Annotated in this window: 9 protein-coding genes and 1 pseudogene; 4 read left to right on the top strand and 6 right to left on the bottom strand. The window is 65.9% G+C overall.

What is annotated here, in order from left to right:
• Positions 1-18: 18 nt before the first annotated feature.
• The 3 genes and pseudogenes from J7I79_RS21245 to J7I79_RS21235 all read right to left on the bottom strand — a co-directional run.
• Positions 19-1,164: an RHS repeat-associated core domain-containing protein gene (locus tag J7I79_RS21245; RefSeq protein WP_251043125.1), complete on the bottom strand. Its 1,146-nt coding sequence runs from the start codon at positions 1,162-1,164 to the stop codon at positions 19-21.
• A 420-nt stretch (positions 1,165-1,584) separates the two neighbouring features.
• Positions 1,585-4,929 (bottom strand): RHS repeat-associated core domain-containing protein, encoded by a 3,345-nt coding sequence (locus tag J7I79_RS21240; protein ID WP_251043124.1) that lies wholly within the window; start codon positions 4,927-4,929, stop codon positions 1,585-1,587.
• A gap of 496 nt (positions 4,930-5,425) precedes the next feature.
• Positions 5,426-5,863 (bottom strand): annotated as a pseudogene (locus tag J7I79_RS21235) (amino acid ABC transporter permease); the annotation flags it as partial.
• 290 nt (positions 5,864-6,153) lie between these two features.
• On the opposite strand from J7I79_RS21235, the gene J7I79_RS21230 reads away from it, so the two are divergent.
• The 4 genes from J7I79_RS21230 to J7I79_RS21215 all read left to right on the top strand — a co-directional run bounded on the left by J7I79_RS21230 (position 6,154) and on the right by J7I79_RS21215 (position 11,522).
• Positions 6,154-8,169 (top strand): FAD/NAD(P)-binding domain-containing protein, encoded by a 2,016-nt coding sequence (locus J7I79_RS21230; RefSeq protein WP_214956733.1) that lies wholly within the window; start codon positions 6,154-6,156, stop codon positions 8,167-8,169.
• Complete coding sequence (locus J7I79_RS21225; protein WP_214956731.1) at positions 8,157-8,687, top strand: GNAT family N-acetyltransferase; 531 nt, start codon at positions 8,157-8,159, stop codon at positions 8,685-8,687. The genes J7I79_RS21230 and J7I79_RS21225 overlap by 13 nt, the downstream gene beginning before the upstream one ends.
• Before the next feature lie 9 nt (positions 8,688-8,696).
• Positions 8,697-10,421 carry a helicase HerA-like domain-containing protein gene (locus J7I79_RS21220; protein ID WP_214956729.1) on the top strand — a complete coding sequence of 575 codons (1,725 nt, stop codon included), beginning with the start codon at positions 8,697-8,699 and terminating at the stop codon, positions 10,419-10,421.
• Between the two features lie 108 nt (positions 10,422-10,529).
• Positions 10,530-11,522, top strand: a complete 993-nt coding sequence (locus J7I79_RS21215; protein ID WP_214956727.1) for a hypothetical protein — start codon at positions 10,530-10,532, stop codon at positions 11,520-11,522.
• Positions 11,523-11,636: 114 nt separating this feature from the next.
• Here the strand turns inward: J7I79_RS21215 and J7I79_RS21210 are convergent, their stop codons facing one another.
• The 3 genes from J7I79_RS21210 to J7I79_RS21200 all read right to left on the bottom strand — a co-directional run bounded on the left by J7I79_RS21210 (position 11,637) and on the right by J7I79_RS21200 (position 16,223).
• Complete coding sequence (locus tag J7I79_RS21210; protein ID WP_214956725.1) at positions 11,637-13,652, bottom strand: NHL domain-containing thioredoxin family protein; 2,016 nt, start codon at positions 13,650-13,652, stop codon at positions 11,637-11,639.
• On the bottom strand, positions 13,652-15,805 hold the full coding sequence (locus tag J7I79_RS21205; RefSeq protein WP_214956723.1) for a cytochrome c oxidase assembly protein: 2,154 nt from the start codon (positions 15,803-15,805) through the stop codon (positions 13,652-13,654). The genes J7I79_RS21210 and J7I79_RS21205 overlap by 1 nt, the downstream gene beginning before the upstream one ends.
• A 133-nt stretch (positions 15,806-15,938) precedes the next feature.
• Positions 15,939-16,223, bottom strand: coding sequence for an HU family DNA-binding protein (locus tag J7I79_RS21200; protein WP_028271010.1), 285 nt, complete (start codon positions 16,221-16,223; stop codon positions 15,939-15,941).
• Positions 16,224-16,690 lie beyond the last annotated feature (467 nt).

Below are 16,690 nucleotides of genomic sequence, written 5' to 3'. Positions count from 1 at the left end.
CCCGGCAGCTGAAAGCTACTAAAAGAAACCGCCGGATACACCGTTAACGAGATAGTCCCAGTCGCCGTAGTCGAGGCCGCTTGGATCGGTGTTGTTGTAGGGGCTGGCTCCGGCGTAGAGGTAGCGATTGGCTTCTTGTCCGGTGGGGTCGGGTTGGGTGAAGCGGCCGCGGTAGGGGTTGTAGTAGCGTGCGCCGAATTTGATGCGGTTGCTGCTGGTGTCGTTGTATCCGCCGGCGTAGGTCCAGGGGTTTACGGCTGCCTGGGCGCCGGTGCTGACGGTGGTTTGGCCCCAGGAGTCGTAGGCGTAGGTCGCGGCGGCCGCCTGTGCGCTGTCGGTGAGCAGGATGACGGAGCCGAGCGCGTCGGTGGTGTAGTAGAAGCTGGCCCCGGCACTGGTGCGCATGCTGATGAGCGTACCTTGCGGGTCCCGGATAAACGAGGTGCTCGCCCCTGAGGTGGTCTGCCTCGTCACGCCGAGGGAGCCGTTGAGGAACGCCGTGGCCCCGGCGGTGAGGCGTTCATCGTTGCGCGTGCCGGTGTAGGTGTAGTTGGTGGTGCCGCCGTTGTTGTTGACGGTGAACTGGTCAAAGGTGTTATACGACTGGGTCGTGGTCCCGGCCAGGGTGGTGTTGCCGTTGGCGTCGTATCCGTACATGGTGGCCCCGGACGGCGGGGAGGCGCAGGCCGCGGCGGAGCTGCCGGCCCAACAGAGCTGGTCCGCGGCGTTGTAGGCGTAGTGGACCGTTGCCGCGCCGGTCTTGGTGTCGGTGAGCCGGTTGCCGTTCAGGTCGTACGTCCAGCCCTCGGTGACCGCTCCGGTCAGCGCCTGCTTCAGACGGTTGACCTCGTCATAGGTATAGGTGGTGACGGCGCCGGCCTGGTCGGTGACGGTTTTGCGCAGGGCGCCGTCTTTGGTGCCGTTGAGGGTGTAGGTGTAGGCGCGTTTGGCCAGCACGGCGGCGCTGGTGTTCGTGGCTGTGATGGAGGTGGTCCGCCCGGCCGGGTCGATGACCGTGGTGTTTTTCACCCCGTTGGGGTATTTCGTTTCGGTGCGTTGGTTGTTGGCGTCGTAGACGAAGCCGGTGCATTTCGTGGCGTTCGGGAACGCCGGTGTCGCCGGGCAGGATCTTCCCGACCAGTAGCCTGAAGCGCCTGAGCCCATCAGAGAATATAGCGCTCTACCTTGCCACTCATTCTCCGGCCAAAGCTATGCTGCTGGCTCCCGACGCCTTATCGAAAGTGATGTCATCAGAATGATGAAGGTCACCCCGAAACCAACGACCTCTGCAGCAGTGCCTTGTAGGCCCCGAACGACCAAATAGACGGCCATCGCCCCGATAAAGACGGCACTGAGGACCAGGGAAGCGCGGCGATGCATTTCGTCGTTCGGCAGCTTCTGCCGCGCGAATGCGATAAACCAGATCAATTGGCCCCCGAACCCGGCGATGCACATGATGCTAAGGGGGGAGATATTTCCTGTGCCTGGAGTCCTGTCATTACTTAATTGGACGACTAATCCGACTAGGCTTCCGGCGGTAAGCACCGCCGCTGCCAAGAGTTTCGAATCCCTTTTTGTCATCTCTCAGAAAACCCCCATACAGAGAAGAGAAGCGCCACTTGATATGCCATAGAGCCATTTGTAGACCTTGAGGGGAGCTGCGCCAGTCAACCCACTCGAGGCAATCAGAAAGACGCCTAGTCTACAACTGAAGGTATCGAACGGAGACGAGAACAGAGGAACGGAATAGCCCGCGCATGTAGAAGTGTTGGTAGGTGCACACCCGTATCCCCCTCCACCACCATATTGAAGGCCTGCGGCATCTGTGTTGTTGACAGCGTTGGCTGCGGCGTAGAGGTAGAAATTTGCTTCTTGGCCTGAGGGGTCGGTTTGGGTGAAGCGGCCGCGGTAGGGGTTGTAGTAGCGGGCGCCGAATTTGATGCGGTTGCTGGTGGTGTCGTTGTAGCCGCCGGCGTAGGTCCAGGGGTTCACTGCTGCCTGGGTGCCGGTGGAGACGGTGGTTTGGCCCCAGGAGTCGTAGGCGTAGGTTGCTGCGGCGGCCTGGGCGCTGTCGGTGAGCAGGATGATCGAGCCGAGGGCGTCGGTGGTGTAGTAGAAGCTGGCCCCGGCACTGGTGCGCATGCTGATCAGGGTACCGTCGGGGTCCCGAATAAACGAGGTGCTTGCCCCTGACGTGGTTTGCCGGGTGATGCCGAGAGCGCCGTTAAGAAAGGAGGTTGGTCCGGCGGTGAGGCGTTCGTCGTTGCGGGTGCCGGCGTAGGTGTAGTTAGTGGTGCCGCCGACGTTGTTGGTGGTGAACTGGTCAAAGACGTTGTAGGACTGCGTGGTTGTCCCGGCGGTGGTGGTGTTGCCGTTGGCGTCGTACCCGTACATGATCGCCCCTGCCGGGGGTGAGGCGCAGGCCCCGGCGCTGGATCCTACCCAGCAGAGCTGGTCGGCGGCGTTGTAGGCGTTGTACACGTTGCCGGTCCCGGTCCGGGTGTCGATGGTCCGGTTGCCGTTCTTGTCGTAGGTCCAGGTCTCGGTGAGAGTGCCGGTCACGGACTGCTTCAGACGGTTGACCTCGTCGTAGGTGTAGGTGGTGACGGCGCCCGCCTGGTCGGTGACGGTTTTGCGCAGGGCACCGTCTTTGGTGCCGTTGGTCGTGTAGGTGTAGGCGCGTTTGGCCAGCACGGCGGCGCTGGTGTTGGTGGCGGTGATGGAGGTGGTCCGCCCGGCCGGGTCGATGACCGTGGTGTTTTTCACGCCGTTGGGGTATTTCGTGACGCTGCGGCGGTTGTTGGCGTCGTAGTCGAAGCCGGTGCATTTGGTGGCGTTCGGGAACGCCGGGGTCGCGGGGCAGGATCCGCCGGGTTCGGCCAGGGAGGTCAGCCGGTTCGCCGCGTCGTACTTGTAGGTCACGGTCCCGAGCGGGTCGACGGAGGTCAGGATGTTCGAGGCTCCGTCGTAGGTGAGGGAGGTGGTGGTGCCGCCCATGGTTTTGGCCGTGGGCCGGTTTTGCGCGTCGTAGGTGATGGTGGTGGTTCCGGACCCGTCCACGCGTTGGGTGAGGTTACCGTTGGCGTCGTAGGTGTAGGTCACACAGGTCGCGGCGATGCAGGTGGCGCCCTGGCGGGTCTGGGTGAGCCGGTCGTTGTTGTCGTAGGTGTAGATCAGGGTCTGGTTCTTGCCGTCCTTGGAACTGGTGAGCCGGTCCGCGGCGTCGAAGGTGTTGGTGATGACGCCAAGGGGTGCGGGGCGGGTGACGGTGACGGGATTGCGGTCCGCGTCGTAGGTGTAGGAAGTGACGTTGCCGTTCCCGTCGGTGGTTTTGCACAGCTGGCCGCGTTGGGCTGAGCAGGTGGTTCCGGCGTCATCGGACTGGTAGTTCCGGGTCGGTGCCCCGCCGGCGCCGCCGCTGGGACCGGGTGTCTGGGTTTTCTTCACGTATGTTGTGTTCACGTCGTAGCTGAAGGTGCTGACTTGCCCTTCACTGTTCGTGGCGGTTAAGGGCCTGTACTCGAAGAGGATGTCGTACCCGGAGGGCGCTGGGTACGTGTAGGTGGTTTCGCCGCCGGCTCCGGTTCCTCCCGCAGGTTTCGTGATTTTGGACAGGGTGTTGTTGGCGTTGTAGGTGGCGGTGGTGGTCTTGGCCAGCCCGTCCACGGAGGTCAGCCGGTTATCGTGGGCGTCCCAGGTTCCCTGGGCGGTGTTGCCGTTCGGGTCGGTGACCTGGGTGACCTGCCGGGTCGCAGTGAAGGTGTAGGTCGCGGTTTTGCTGTTCGGGTCCGTCAGCGTCGACGTCGTCGCGGTGGGGTAGGCCGGGGTGAAGATGCTTTGTGCCGTGGTGCCGGTGCCGTAGGTGATTTTCGAGGCCCGGCCCGAGGCGTCGTACTCCAGCGTGGTGACGGTGCCGCGCCCGTCGGTGACCGTGGCGATCTTCCCGGCAGCGTTATAGGTGAAGGACAGGGCCGCTCCGGAGGCGTTGGTGATTTTGGACATCCGGCCGGATCCGCCGTTGTATTCGACGTTGATCGCCCGGTTCAGGGTCGCGTCGATGACCTGGGAGGGCTGTTCGGTATTGTTCGGGTCCTGGTAGACGTAGTTGATCGTCTGGAACCGGTTGTCCTGGCTGGAACTAAGCCGGCCGTCGGGGTCGTAGTACGAGGCCCGGTTGGGCAGGTCCCCGTACGGGTCATCTTCACTGCGCAGGACGTACAGGGCCCCGCTCTTGACGTAGTGGTTGGCGTAACCGGTCTCGTTGAACCGAATACCGACGTCAGTCGCGGTCAAGAACTCGATCGAGGCGTTCAGGCCCGGAGGCATCGTCCAGCCCCCGGAGCCGTTCGGTACGAAGGTGTACTCCCCGCCGTCTGCAGCGGTGTAGATGATGTTGTTGGACGCATCGACCCGGACCCCGGCTTCCTGGGTGCCGACCGAAAGGGTGGGGCGGACGTCGTTGAGGCTGTTGTAGCGCCACTTGACCTCCATGTCGCGGCTGACGCCTTTCAGATGCAGGAGGTCTCCGGTCAGCGCGATGTTCCCGTTCGTGGGATTCCAGGCCAGTGCTGCCGCGTCCGAGAGCCGGTGGCCGACCATGGACGCGGCCCCGCGGTTGCCCGATGCGGCCCCGTTCGCCCCGGTCGCCGGCACCAGGGCGGCGACGGCCAGCGCGGCCGGTGCTTCCTTCGGAATGATTGGTGTGCCCTCGGCGTCGGCTGCGGCGACTTCGTCGCCGGGAGCCGGCACGAAATCCACCGGCTCAGGCACCGGCTCCAAAGCCGCGTCCGTCACGGGCGGCGCCGGAGGGGCAGGGGCTGCGGGAGCCACGGGAGCCGCGGGAGCCGTCAATCGTGGTGTGTCCGGGGCGGCAATAGCCGGTGCGCCCGTCCCCGTCAGGGCCACTGAAGTCACAACAATGAAGGACAAAACCGCATGACGAAGACGCACCAAAACCCCCAGATTCGGCCGATTGAGCCGACGTCATCGAGGGCCTGAGATGCATCCTCACGTAAAACCCCGCAAAGCACAATAGGTTAGAAAAACAAATTGAATAAACAGGGGAGCACGAACACGGAGAGCCCTGTCCGCACAAGAGCCTGTCGAAATCCTCCTTTTGGCAGTCACTTCGGCTGCCTACCTAATGATGTGGTTCTTTTCGGCTGGCAGGGCAGGTGTACATGACCTGGCTGCCGCACCGCCTTATCCGATTCAGATTCGACTCGATCTCGTCAGCGAGATGTCCCCAGAGTCCACGGAGGACATTCAGGTCCGTCATAGGAGAATCAAATTCCGTGGGACCCACTTTCAACCCCAGCCGGGGAAGAAATCCTTGACGCAACCATCGCCATCCGCCTACAAGAATGGGACCCATTCAAACTGCGATCCTTGGACAAAGTGGGACCAGATCAGGTTGACATTCTCAGAAGATCCACGAGAAGGTCCAGGACACCGAAACCAGCAGCGGGGAGGCGGAGAGCCGCATCAGCGCGAGGATGAAGCCCAGGACGAACCCGAGCGCGCCGGAGATGGCGGTGAGCTTGAGGGTCTCGAGCAGCCCGTTGACCACCGACTGCGCGGTGAACCACTGGGCCACCACTCCCCATTCCCAGCGCGGGTTCGTTGCCAGGGACCACACCACCGCTGCCAGTCCCAAGGCGACGACGGCGGTGCCCACCCAGCGCCACGGGTGGCGGGCGGGGACCAGGCGGTAATCGGCATAGTCTGTGGCGGCCTGCCGGGATTGGGGCGCTTTGGGGCTTCCCGGGTCCGCGGACGGACCGGGGTTGGGGACACTAACGTCAGTTCCGGCGGACGCCGGCCCCGCTGCGGACTGCGCTGCCCGGGTCGCTGTTGAACTCATGCGCCACCTCGCTTCTTCTTGTTGTCTGTCAGGTTGGAATTTCAGGTCGGGTTGGCTGCAAATCTAGGGACGCCGGAAACCCGCAGCAAGGCGGCATGTTGCATTGGTTCACAGGGGTTCTTGCGGCGTCATGAGTCGTTTTCTTGCGCGGATTTACGCACCGTTACGCGGCGTGAACGGGCGTGACCGGAGCCTCGACCACGGCCCGATCCGCTGCCTAGCATGAGGGCCCCGGGCCACCCCGAAAACGTGGCCGGGACAGACCACCCCGCCTGAACAGGAGTCCAGCCGTGCCAGCGACCATCCCCTCCGTGGCCTTTGTCGGCGGCGGTCCACGGACAGCCGGCATCCTGGAACGCCTGGCGGCCAACCGGCCGGAGCTGTTCGCCCAGCCCCTGGCAATCCACGTCATCGAGCCCCACGCTCCCGGCTCGGGCAGGATCTGGCGCTACGACCAGCACCCGGGCCTCCTGCTCAACTCCGCGGCGGCGGACATCACGATGTTCACGGACGCCTCGGTCGCCTGCGAGGGGCCGGCCGCGGACGGCCCCGGACTGGCCGCGTGGGCCGTCGGAGTGCTGGACGGCACCATCGCGGACGTTCCCCGGCTCGCTCCGGAGCTCAGGCGGCAGCTGCGTGCCCTGACCGGCGCCACCTTCCCGACGCGCCAGCTGCAGAGTGTGTACCTTGAGTGGTTTTTCCGGCGGGCCGTCTCGGGCCTGGGTCCGGACGTCCGGGTCACCGTGCACCGGGACACCGCGGTCCGGATCGATTCCGACCACGACGGCCCGGGCTCAGGCGGGTACCGCCTTCGTCTGGCCGGAGGCGGCACGGTTGACGCCGACGTCGTGGTTTCCGCCCTGGGCCACACCGATTCGCTGCCGGACGAGGCGTCGGCGGGCCGGGCTGCCTTTGCCGCCCGGCACGGGGGGTTCCATGCGGCACCCAGCTACACCACCGACGTCGACTATTCAGGGGTGGCCGCCGGACAGGACGTGATCGTCTCCGGCATGGGGCTGGCGTTCGTGGACCTTGTGGTCCTGCTGACGGAGGGGCGGGGCGGACGCTTCCGGGAAACGCCCGACGGCGGCCTGGCGTACGTTCCGTCCGGGGCTGAACCGCGGCTCTGGGCAGGTTCGCGGCGCGGGGTCCCCTACCATTCCAAGATTTCCTCCGCCCTCCGCGGGGAAGCAGCCGGCGACCCCCGGTTCTTCACGGCCGCCGCCATCCAGGAGTTGCTGGCGAGGCACGGGGAACTGGACTTCCGCACACAGCTCTGGCCGCTGATCGCCAAGGACGCCGGCTACGGCTATTACCGGGAAATCTTCACGGGCTACCCGGAACGCGTGAGCATCAGCTGGGACGAATTCTCGGACCGTTTCGCCGCACTGGACTGGTACAGCCCCGAACGCGAGCGGCTGGTGCTCGAGTCGGTCCCGGACGCTGCATTCCACCTCGACTTCGAGCAGCTGGACCGGCCCCTTACAGGGTTGGATACTGCCGGACGGGACTTTGCCGGTCCTGACGACGTGCAGCGCGCGGTGGCCGGCTACATCGAGAACGACCTCCGGCTGCGGACCAGCCCGGACCACTCGGAGACGCTGGCCCTGTTCACCGCACTGCTCAAGGTCTACATGGACCTGGGCCGGCTGGTACCGGCCGAACGCCTGAACGCGCGGTCGCAGCATACGGTCCATGGCTGGTGGCACGGCTTCTTCAGCTTCGTTGACTCCGGGCCTCCGCCGCAGCGTTTGCGGGAGCTGCTGGCGCTCCACCGCGCAGGGCTGCTGCGGTTCATCGGGCCCGGGCTGGAGATTACCGCTGATGAGGTGTCCGGGCAGTTCGTGGCCAGCTCCGCCCGCGGCGCCGTGCGGGTGTCGGCGAAGGCCCTGATCGAGGCACGGTTGCCGTCGCCGGCCGTGACAGGTTCCGATAACCCGCTGCTGCGTTATCTGCACAGCTCCGGGCTGGGCAGCGAGCAGACGGTCCTCACGGCCGAAGGCCTCCATGCAACCGGGCGGCTGCTGGTGTCCAGGGCCAACGAGCTCGTCAGCCCGCTGGGCGAACCCAACCGCAGGCTGTTCGCCGTCGGACCCAACACCTCCGGCTGGGGCGCCGGCGCCTTTGCCCGCCCCGGAACGAATGCCGCCCCGTTCCGGGAAAACGATGCCCTCGCGCGGCGGATCCTTGGCTTGCTGGCACGGGACCTGAGCAGGGACGGTGAACGCCGTGACAGTGAACGCGGTGAAGTTGAAGCGGCGGCTGTCCCGGCCGCCTCGGGAAAGGCTCAATCATGGAACAACTAACCGCCCCGCCGGCCCGTGTGCAGGAGTCGGCACTGGCTGTGCTCAACCTGCCCATGCATGATGCGCGCGTCCGGCCGCTGCTGGACGAGCTCGCCCGGGAGTACGACGCCCGGTACGCGAACCTGGTTGGACGGGGAACGGCCGCCGAGGAGCTCAACCGCTACCCTGCGGCTGAATTCGCCGCGCCCGGCGGTGCGCTGCTCATCGTCCAGGAAAACGGCGAGTCCGTGGCGGGCGGGGCATTCCGCCGGCACGGGCCCAAGACCGCGGAATTCAAACGGATCTGGACGCACTCGGCACACCGCCGCCGCGGGCTGGCCCGGTTCGTGCTGGCCGAGCTTGAAACCCTGGCAGCCCACCGCGGTTACAGCCGGGTGTACCTGACCACCGGCCCGCGGCAGCCCGAGGCGAAATACCTCTACCTGAACTCCGGCTACGAGCCGCAGTTCGACCTGGCCGCAGACCCCGAAACCATCAAATTCCTGGCTTTCACGAAAGATCTGGAGCCGCGCGGCTAAGCTATCGGCATGGCCATGAAATCCACTGCAGATAAAGTCGCCACAATCCAAAAGGGGTACTCCCTGGAAGGCGCCACCATCGAACTTGGAGCCGCAATCGTCGACGGCGAACTCCACAAGGATGCCCCCGTCCGGCTGCCCCTGGCCATGATGAACAGGCACGGGCTGGTGGCCGGTGCAACAGGAACGGGGAAGACCGTCACGCTCCACATGATGGCGGAGCAGCTGTGCGCTGCCGGGGTTCCGGTGTTCCTGGCCGATATCAAGGGAGACCTGTCCGGGCTGGCCACCGCGGCCACGGGCAGCGAGAAACTCAAGGCGCGCACGGACAGCATCGGCCAGGCCTGGGCGGGCAAGACTTTCCCGGTGGAATTCCTGGCCCTCGGCGGGGACGGCAACGGCATCCCGGTCCGGGCCACCATCACGTCCTTCGGCCCCATCCTGCTCTCGCGCGTCATGGAACTCAACGACACCCAGGAATCCAGCCTGCAGCTGGTCTTCCACTTTGCAGACAAGAACAACCTGGAACTTATCGACCTTAAGGACCTCCGGGCCGTGATCCAGTTCCTCACCTCGGACGAGGGCAAGGACGAGCTCGAGGACCTGGGCGGCCTCTCCAAGGCGACGGCCGGCGTCATTCTCCGTGAGCTGGTGACGCTTGAGGCGCAGGGCATGGAGGCCTTCTTCGGTGAGCCCGAATTCGATACCGCCGAACTGCTTCGCACCGCTCCCGACGGCCGCGGCGTCATCACCTGCCTGGAACTGCCCACGCTGCAGACCAAGCCGATGGTGTTCTCCACCTTCCTGATGTGGCTGCTCGCTGACCTCTTCGAGGACCTGCCCGAAGCGGGTGACCTGGACAAACCGAAGCTGGTCTTCTTCCTCGACGAGGCGCACCTGCTGTTCAACGACGCGTCCAAGGCGTTCCTGGAGGCCATCACCACCACCGTCCGGCTCATCCGGTCCAAGGGTGTGGGGATTTTCTTCGTCACCCAGACGCCGAAGGATGTTCCGGCCGATGTCCTGGGCCAGCTGGCCAACCGCATCCAGCACGCGTTGAGGGCCTTCACTCCGGAGGACGCCAAAGCCCTGAAAGCCGCCGTGTCCACGTTCCCGGTGAGCGACTACGACCTCGAAGAGACACTCACGTCGGCCGGCATCGGCGAAGCCGTCATTACGGTGATGAATGAGAAGGGCGCCCCCACGCCGGTTGCGTTGACCCGGCTGCGGGCACCGGAATCGGTGATGGGTCCCAGCACCGATGAGCTGGTCAAGAGCACAGCAGCCGGTTCCGCCCTGCTCCCCAAATACGGCACGGCAGTGGACACCATCTCCGCCTACGAGAAGATCTCCGGAAAGTCCGCCACCAGCACCGGAGCTGCAGCCCCCGGCCAGCCGCCCACACCATCCACGGGCGTCTTCGTGCCCAACAGCCCCGTTCCCGGAACCATGGACCAAGCCGCCGTTGACGCCGACGCCCGCCGCATCGAGGAAGAAATCCTGGGGCGGCCCAGCATCAGGCCGGCTCCGGCGCCGGAACGGGCCCGGCGTGCGGAGCGCACAGCGCCCCCGGCCCCGCAGGAATCAGGCGGGGGAATGGTGGGCGACCTCGCGGGAGCCTTGGGCGGCGCGCTCGGCGGTGGCCTCAAAAGCATGGCCCGCTCGCTCGGAACCCAACTGGGCCGGGAGCTGTTGCGGGGCGTTTTCGGCACCTCCTCCAGGCGCCGCCGTTAGGGGCGGCAAGCCGCCGTCGTACTGTCCGGCAGCAGCCGTGCGGTGTCACAAGGGACGGCCTCCACACCTGCTTTCAGGCGCCTTGCAGGTAACGTAAGGTGCGTGCAGATGAGTCAAGCGTTGGTGAGGATCGCGGCCGGGTGGCTGCTGGGCCTTATGCTTGCCATCGCCGGAGCCGTGGTGGCGGTCAACCTGGTGAACGCCTCAGTGGCGGGTCCCGAGCAGCCCGTCCGTGAATATCTGGACGCTTTGCAGAAGGGCGAGGGCGAAAAAGCGCTGGGTCTCCTGCGCGCTTCCGTGCCGCAGAGCGACGCCGCCATGCTCGACGGAACAGCACTGCAGACAGCCGCTTCCCGCGTCACCAACGTGAAGTTCGGCGAGACCCAGGAGCGTCCCGGAAACCAGGTCATGGTCCCCATGGAGTACACCATCGACGGCAGCAGGCTGAGCACCGAGTTCCTGCTGGAGCGGACCGGGACCGAATGGCTCTTCTTCAACAAGTGGGCGTTCGTGCCGGCAGCACTGCCTGTCCTGGAAGTCACCGTGGTCAACTCCAGCCAGGCCACACTCAACGGCGTCCCGGTGAACATGCCCAACGGCCGCAATTCCTTCGCCGTCTTTTATCCCGGCGAGTACGAGGCCAGCCTGAACGGTGAATACTTCGCAGCTCCGGCCAGCCGTGCCACGGTGTCCGGCCGCGACGTTCCCACGGCCCCGCTGAGCCTCCTGACGGAAGCCACCCAAGGGCTGAAGGACGCCGTGGGCTCCAAGGTCAAGGAATTCCTGGACACCTGCGCCGCGGAGGCCGTAAAGGAACAGAAGCTCCAGCCCGACTGTCCGTTCTACCACGCCACGTTCAACCGGGTGACGCCGGGAACCATCAACTGGAGCATCAGCGAGTACCCGAAGGTGTCTATTGAGCCCTTCGGCGGCCGCTGGGTGGTTGCCCCGCTGGACGGGAAGGCACGGTTGGAGGCCCAGCAAACAGACCTGTTCAGCGGCGCCGTGACCAACCTGAACGTGGAACACGACTTCAGCTTCACCACGCGGCTCGACGTCGACGGCGACACCATCAGGGTCACCCCGCTCCTCAGCTACTAGGCTGCCGGCGGTTCCTTAGCTGGTGGCGCTCGTCGTCGCTGACAGAACTGGCCCGGCTCCCAACCCCAAGGGGGTCAAAAGCCGGGCCAGTTCAACATCCATGAACGGCGGAGCTCAGTCCATTCCGCGGAGGTCCAGGACCAGCTCAGTGTCGCCGTCGGCCTGCAGGACCACCGGGATGCCCCAGTCCTGCTGGTAAAGGTGGCAGGCCGCGTGATCGGGGATCTCGCCGTCGGCCGTTTCGGGGCCGTCACAGGCCGCGGCGCGGGCCGTAATGTGCAGTATGCCCTCCGGAACGTCGGAGGAGAGCTCCAGGGTCCGGAGCAGGCCCACGGAGGTGCCGCCGCCGGCAACCAGCAGCTCGGGCGGGGTGGAGGAGATCTTCAGCTGCGTGGGGTCGCCCCAGCGGTCGTCAAGCTTCTGCCCGGTGGGCGCCGTGAAGCGGACCGTGAGCTCCAGCGTGCCGGGAGCTACGGGGCTCTTGGGCCGGTGTGTCTGCACGGCGCCCTCGTCCACCTGCTGCGCTTCCTTGGGGATGGGCACGTAGATCAGCTGGTGCTTGTTTGCTTCCACCACCACCAGCAGCGGCTCGGAGCCGGCCACGTGCGTGTGGTCCACAATCACGTCGGACGGCTCGGACAGCCCCCGCGCAAGGGTGGACACGGTTCCGGTCGCGGGGTCGTAGCGGCGGACGGCGCCGTTGTAGGTGTCAGCAATCGCCACGGAGCCGTCGGGCAGCACGGTGACGCCGAGCGGGTGCTGCAGCCGCGCCTCGGCGGCCGGTCCGTCGCGGAAGCCGAAGTCGAACAGGCCCTTGCCAACGGCGGACTCCACTGTGACCGTACCGTCGTCGTCAATCACCAGTTTGCGCAGCGCGGACGTCTCCGAGTCAGCCACCCAGATGTTGCCGTCGGTGTCCTCGGCCAGGCCGGACGACTGGGCGAACCAGGCTTCGTGGGCGGGGCCGTCCAGGAGGCCCTCCAGTCCGTTGCCGGCCACGATGGACACGACGCCGGACAGGGGGTCGAAGCTGAAGATCTGGTGGACACCGGCCATGGCGACCACCACGGCGTTGAGCTTGGCGGACCACACCACGTCCCACGGCGAGCTCAGCGCAACGTCCAGGGGATGATCGCCGAGCCGTCCGGTGAAGCCGGCCGCGTCCTCATCCACGCGTGCGGGCCCTGTTTCCAGCAGGCGCTGCACGCCGCTGCCGACGAGTGTGGTGACGGTTCCGTCCGCGAGGGACAGCCCGCGGAGGCGGTGGTTGACGGTGTCGGCAATCACGACGTCGTAGCCGGTCTTCGCTGCCACGTCTTCCGGCAGGAGGACAAGGCCCTGCGGCTCGTTGAACTGGGCGGTGGGCTTGACGGAGTCGACGTCGGCGCCGGGGCCGTCAGCATGGCCCTTGGTACCGGAGCCGTAGGTGCGCAGCACCGTGTGGAAATCAGTGTCCAGCTCCACCAGGCGGTGGTGACCGGTGTCCGTGACCAGCCAGGAGCCGGCGTCGGACGTCCCGGCGTCGGCTTCCGTGCTGACTGGCTTTCCGGCAGCAGTGCCCCGGCCTGCCGGGAGGAAGAGTGCTTTGCCCGGGAACCGCAAGGTGCCCGACGTCGGCTCCGGTGCCACGTACGGCCCGCTGCCGCGGTGCAGGGTCCCCTTCGCCTCGTGCTCGGCGATGAGTTCCGGGATCAGCACGGACAGGCCGTCAGCGTGGCCTTCGCCGGACAGGTGGGCCACGATGTAGCCCTCGGGGTCGATGACCACCAGCGTGGGCCAAGCGCGGGCCGTGTAGGCCTTCCAGGTTTCCAGCTCGGGATCGTCCAGGACCGGGTGGTGGATCTCGTAGCGCTCCACGGCGGCGGCGAGGGCGACGGGATCGGCCTCGTGTTCGAACTTCGGGGAGTGCACGCCCACGGTCACCAGGACGTCGGAGTACTTCTCTTCGAGCGGACGCAGCTCGTCAAGGACGTGCAGGCAGTTGATGCAGCAGAAGGTCCAGAAATCCAGGAGCACGATCTTGCCGCGCAGGGCTTCGAGGTCCAGGGACTTCCCACCGGTGTTCAGCCAGTTACGGCCCACCAGTTCGGAGGCGCGGACCCGGAGGTGGGTGCGTACGGTTTCGCTCATCAGCGTCCTTCCAGCTTTGAATTGCGTTCAGCCAGCTTGGCGTCGCGTTCAGCCAATTTGGCAAACATATCGTTGTAAGCGGTGAGATCGGCGTCGTTATTCCTGTCGGCCGCGCGGTCGGTCCGTTTGGACTCCCGGTCGTCGGAGCGCGACCACATCACGGCGACGCCGATGGCCACCAGGAGGGTGGGTACTTCACCGATGCCCCACGCCAGTGCGCCGCCCATTTGCTGGTCCAGCAGCGCGTTCGGCCCCCAGGCCCGGCCCAGGTTGCCGAAGTAGTCCGCGGCCAGCAGTCCGGTGCCGCCCATGATCGCTACGCCGAAGAAGGCGTGGAAGCCCATGGTGGCCAACAGGAGCAGCAGGCGCATGGGGTAGGGCGCGCGGCGGGGCAGCGGATCGGTACCGATCATGCTCAGAACGAAGATGTAGCCGGTGAGGGCGAAGTGCAGGTTCATGAGCTCGTGGCCCACGTGGTCCCGCATGGCGTAGCCGAAGGCGTCCGAGTAGTAGAACAGCACAATGGAGCCCGCAAAGTTGGCGGCCGCGAACAGCGGGTGCGTGACCAGCTGGGACAACTTGGAGTGCACAAACAACAGAAGCCACTCACGGATACCGCGCGACCCGTCGCCGCGTGCCGGCAGCGCCCGCAGTGCGAGGGTCACGGGGGCACCGAGCACCAGGAAGATCGGAGCCACCATGGTGAGCGCCATGTGGTCCACCATGTGCGCGGAAAACAGCACCCGGCCGTAGACCGACGGCGGGCCGGACGTGATGTAGGTGAGGACCAGGAGCCCGATCACCCAGTTGACGGTGCGGAACCAGGACCATTTGTCACCCCGGCGCCGGACCTTGGCCACGCCGAGGACGTACGAGACCAGGCCAAAGACAGCGACGCCGATCCACAGCCAGTCCAGGCGCCATTCCGTAAGCCAGCGTTCCGGGGTCAGCTCGGGCGGCAGTTCATAACCGGAGAGGATAAAGGCCGGCGACGCGTCCGGGGCGAACGTGGTGGGCTGCGGCGGGGCCGAGCGGCCCAGTGCGACGGCGATGCCGGACGTTGCGCCCATGATCAGCAGTTCGGCAATGACCAGCTGCCACAGCACCCGGCGGGCGGAAAGGGCGGCGCCCTTGCGGTGGAGCTGCGGGATAACCCACTGGCGGTGCATGAGGCCGATGCCGCCGAGCATGAGGGTGGCCACGGCTTTGGCCAGCACCATTTGCCCGTACGCGGATCCGAACAGATCGTGCCAGCTGGTGATCCGGATGCTCGCGTTGATGACACCGGAGGCGAAGACCAGCACGAAGGCGAACCCGGCCAGGGATGAGAACCGGCGGAGCGTGGGCTCGGTGATGTCTGCCTTGGCGCCGGCGTTGGTGTTGCCTCCGGTCAGGATGCCGGACAGGACGGCCAGCATGATGATGCCGCCCACCCATGCGGACACGCCGACCAGGTGCAGGGCCAGGGAGTTGATGGCGCCTTCATGGTCGCTGGAGCTCGACGAGTGTCCGATCAGGGCGATGGGCACCATGCCCACGAGCGACAGCACAAGGGTGATGGCCAGCCCGGTCAGGGAACGCACACCAAACAGCGCGGTGGTTACGACGGCAGCCACGATGGTGACGGCGAGCCAGGCGCGGCCGGTCTCGATGTCCGTCATGAAGTAGACCAGCGCACGCGTGAACTCGGCATCCCCGGAGAGGGACTGGCCTGCCACGTCCGAGTAGGTCAGCACCAGCACCGCTATCGCGGACAGCGTCCACGCAGCGCCGGCAGCCGCCGCCACGGCCAGTGCCCGGGAGAACGCCGGGTGCTCCGGTGTGCTGGTGTCCTTGGACCGGGAACCGTTGGCGTTGCGCGGCAGGATGCCGACGGCGAAGATCAGGCCGCCGATCACTGTAGCCAGGGAAACGTTGTGGACGGCCTTGCTGATGGGGAGCCCCCAGCGGATCAGGGCTCCGGGGTCGGACACCTCGCGTGCGGCGGCCGCTCCGGAGAACAGGAGGGCTGCTGCGAGGCCCAGGAAGAGCCCTGCCACGCCGGCGAACTGCCACGGCCGGGAAATGCCCGCAGCGCCGCCAGCTGCCCCAGTCTTTCCCGGAGTGGGGGAAGGCTGCGGAAGGGTGGGGCGGGATTTTGCTGCTGAGGGCACCTATCCATTGTCCGCTACCGGTGCCTGCGCCGCGAATCGGAGGGCTGGCTTCTGGCTGCCGTGTTTGCGGTTAACGCAAAGGGAGCGGCAACCCTGGGGTTGCCGCTCCCTTTCAAGCGTTGGACGCCGGATGCTACTTCTTGGAGACAGCAGCCTTCAGCTTCGAGCCAGCGGTCAGCTTGACGCTGTGGCCAGCGGCGATCTGGATGGTCTCGCCGGTCTGCGGGTTGCGGCCGGTACGGGCTGCACGGTCGGTGCGCTCAACTGCGAGCCAGCCCGGGATGGTGATCTTCTCGCCCGCGGCGACAGAGGTCTCGAAAACCTCGAACAGTGCATCCAGCACGGAGTTGACGGCTGCCTGGCTGGTGCCGGCCTTGCCTGCTACCTCTGAAACAAGTTCACTACGGTTCTTAGCCATTGATGTCCTCCTGGACGGTCATGATTTCTGGAGCCTGCACGCGGCATGCGTACAAGCCACTGTTCGAAAACTTACCAGCTTGCCGCGGTCAGGTCCGCAAATTCCGCGTGTTTCCGCCATTTTTTGAGGTAAATCACCGGTTTTGAGGCCTTTCGAGCCCTTATTTCGCCATCAGCGGACGCTCCCCCAGCTTCCCCGGCGAACGGTCGGGCAGCCTCCTCAGCGTCCGCCGCCCCTCCGTTATCCGCCAGCGCGCGACGCTCTCTCACTTTTCGCGGGAAAATCCCGGATGCCCTCTCACTTTTCGCGGGAGAATCGCGGACGCTCTCTCGGTTTCCGCTGATTTACGACGGCGGTGTGGGGTTTGGGTGCCCGGCCGGCCTGTGCAGGGGGTGGGAGAGGGTTGGGGTTTTCGGTCCAGGATGTGGGAGAGGGTTGGGGTTTTCGGTCCAGGATGTGGGAGAGGG

It is taken from the genome of Arthrobacter sp. ISL-69 (assembly GCF_018613775.1).
In the GTDB taxonomy this organism is placed as follows: Bacteria; Actinomycetota; Actinomycetes; order Actinomycetales; family Micrococcaceae; genus Arthrobacter.
This window is presented reverse-complemented; position numbering and strand designations above follow the sequence as displayed.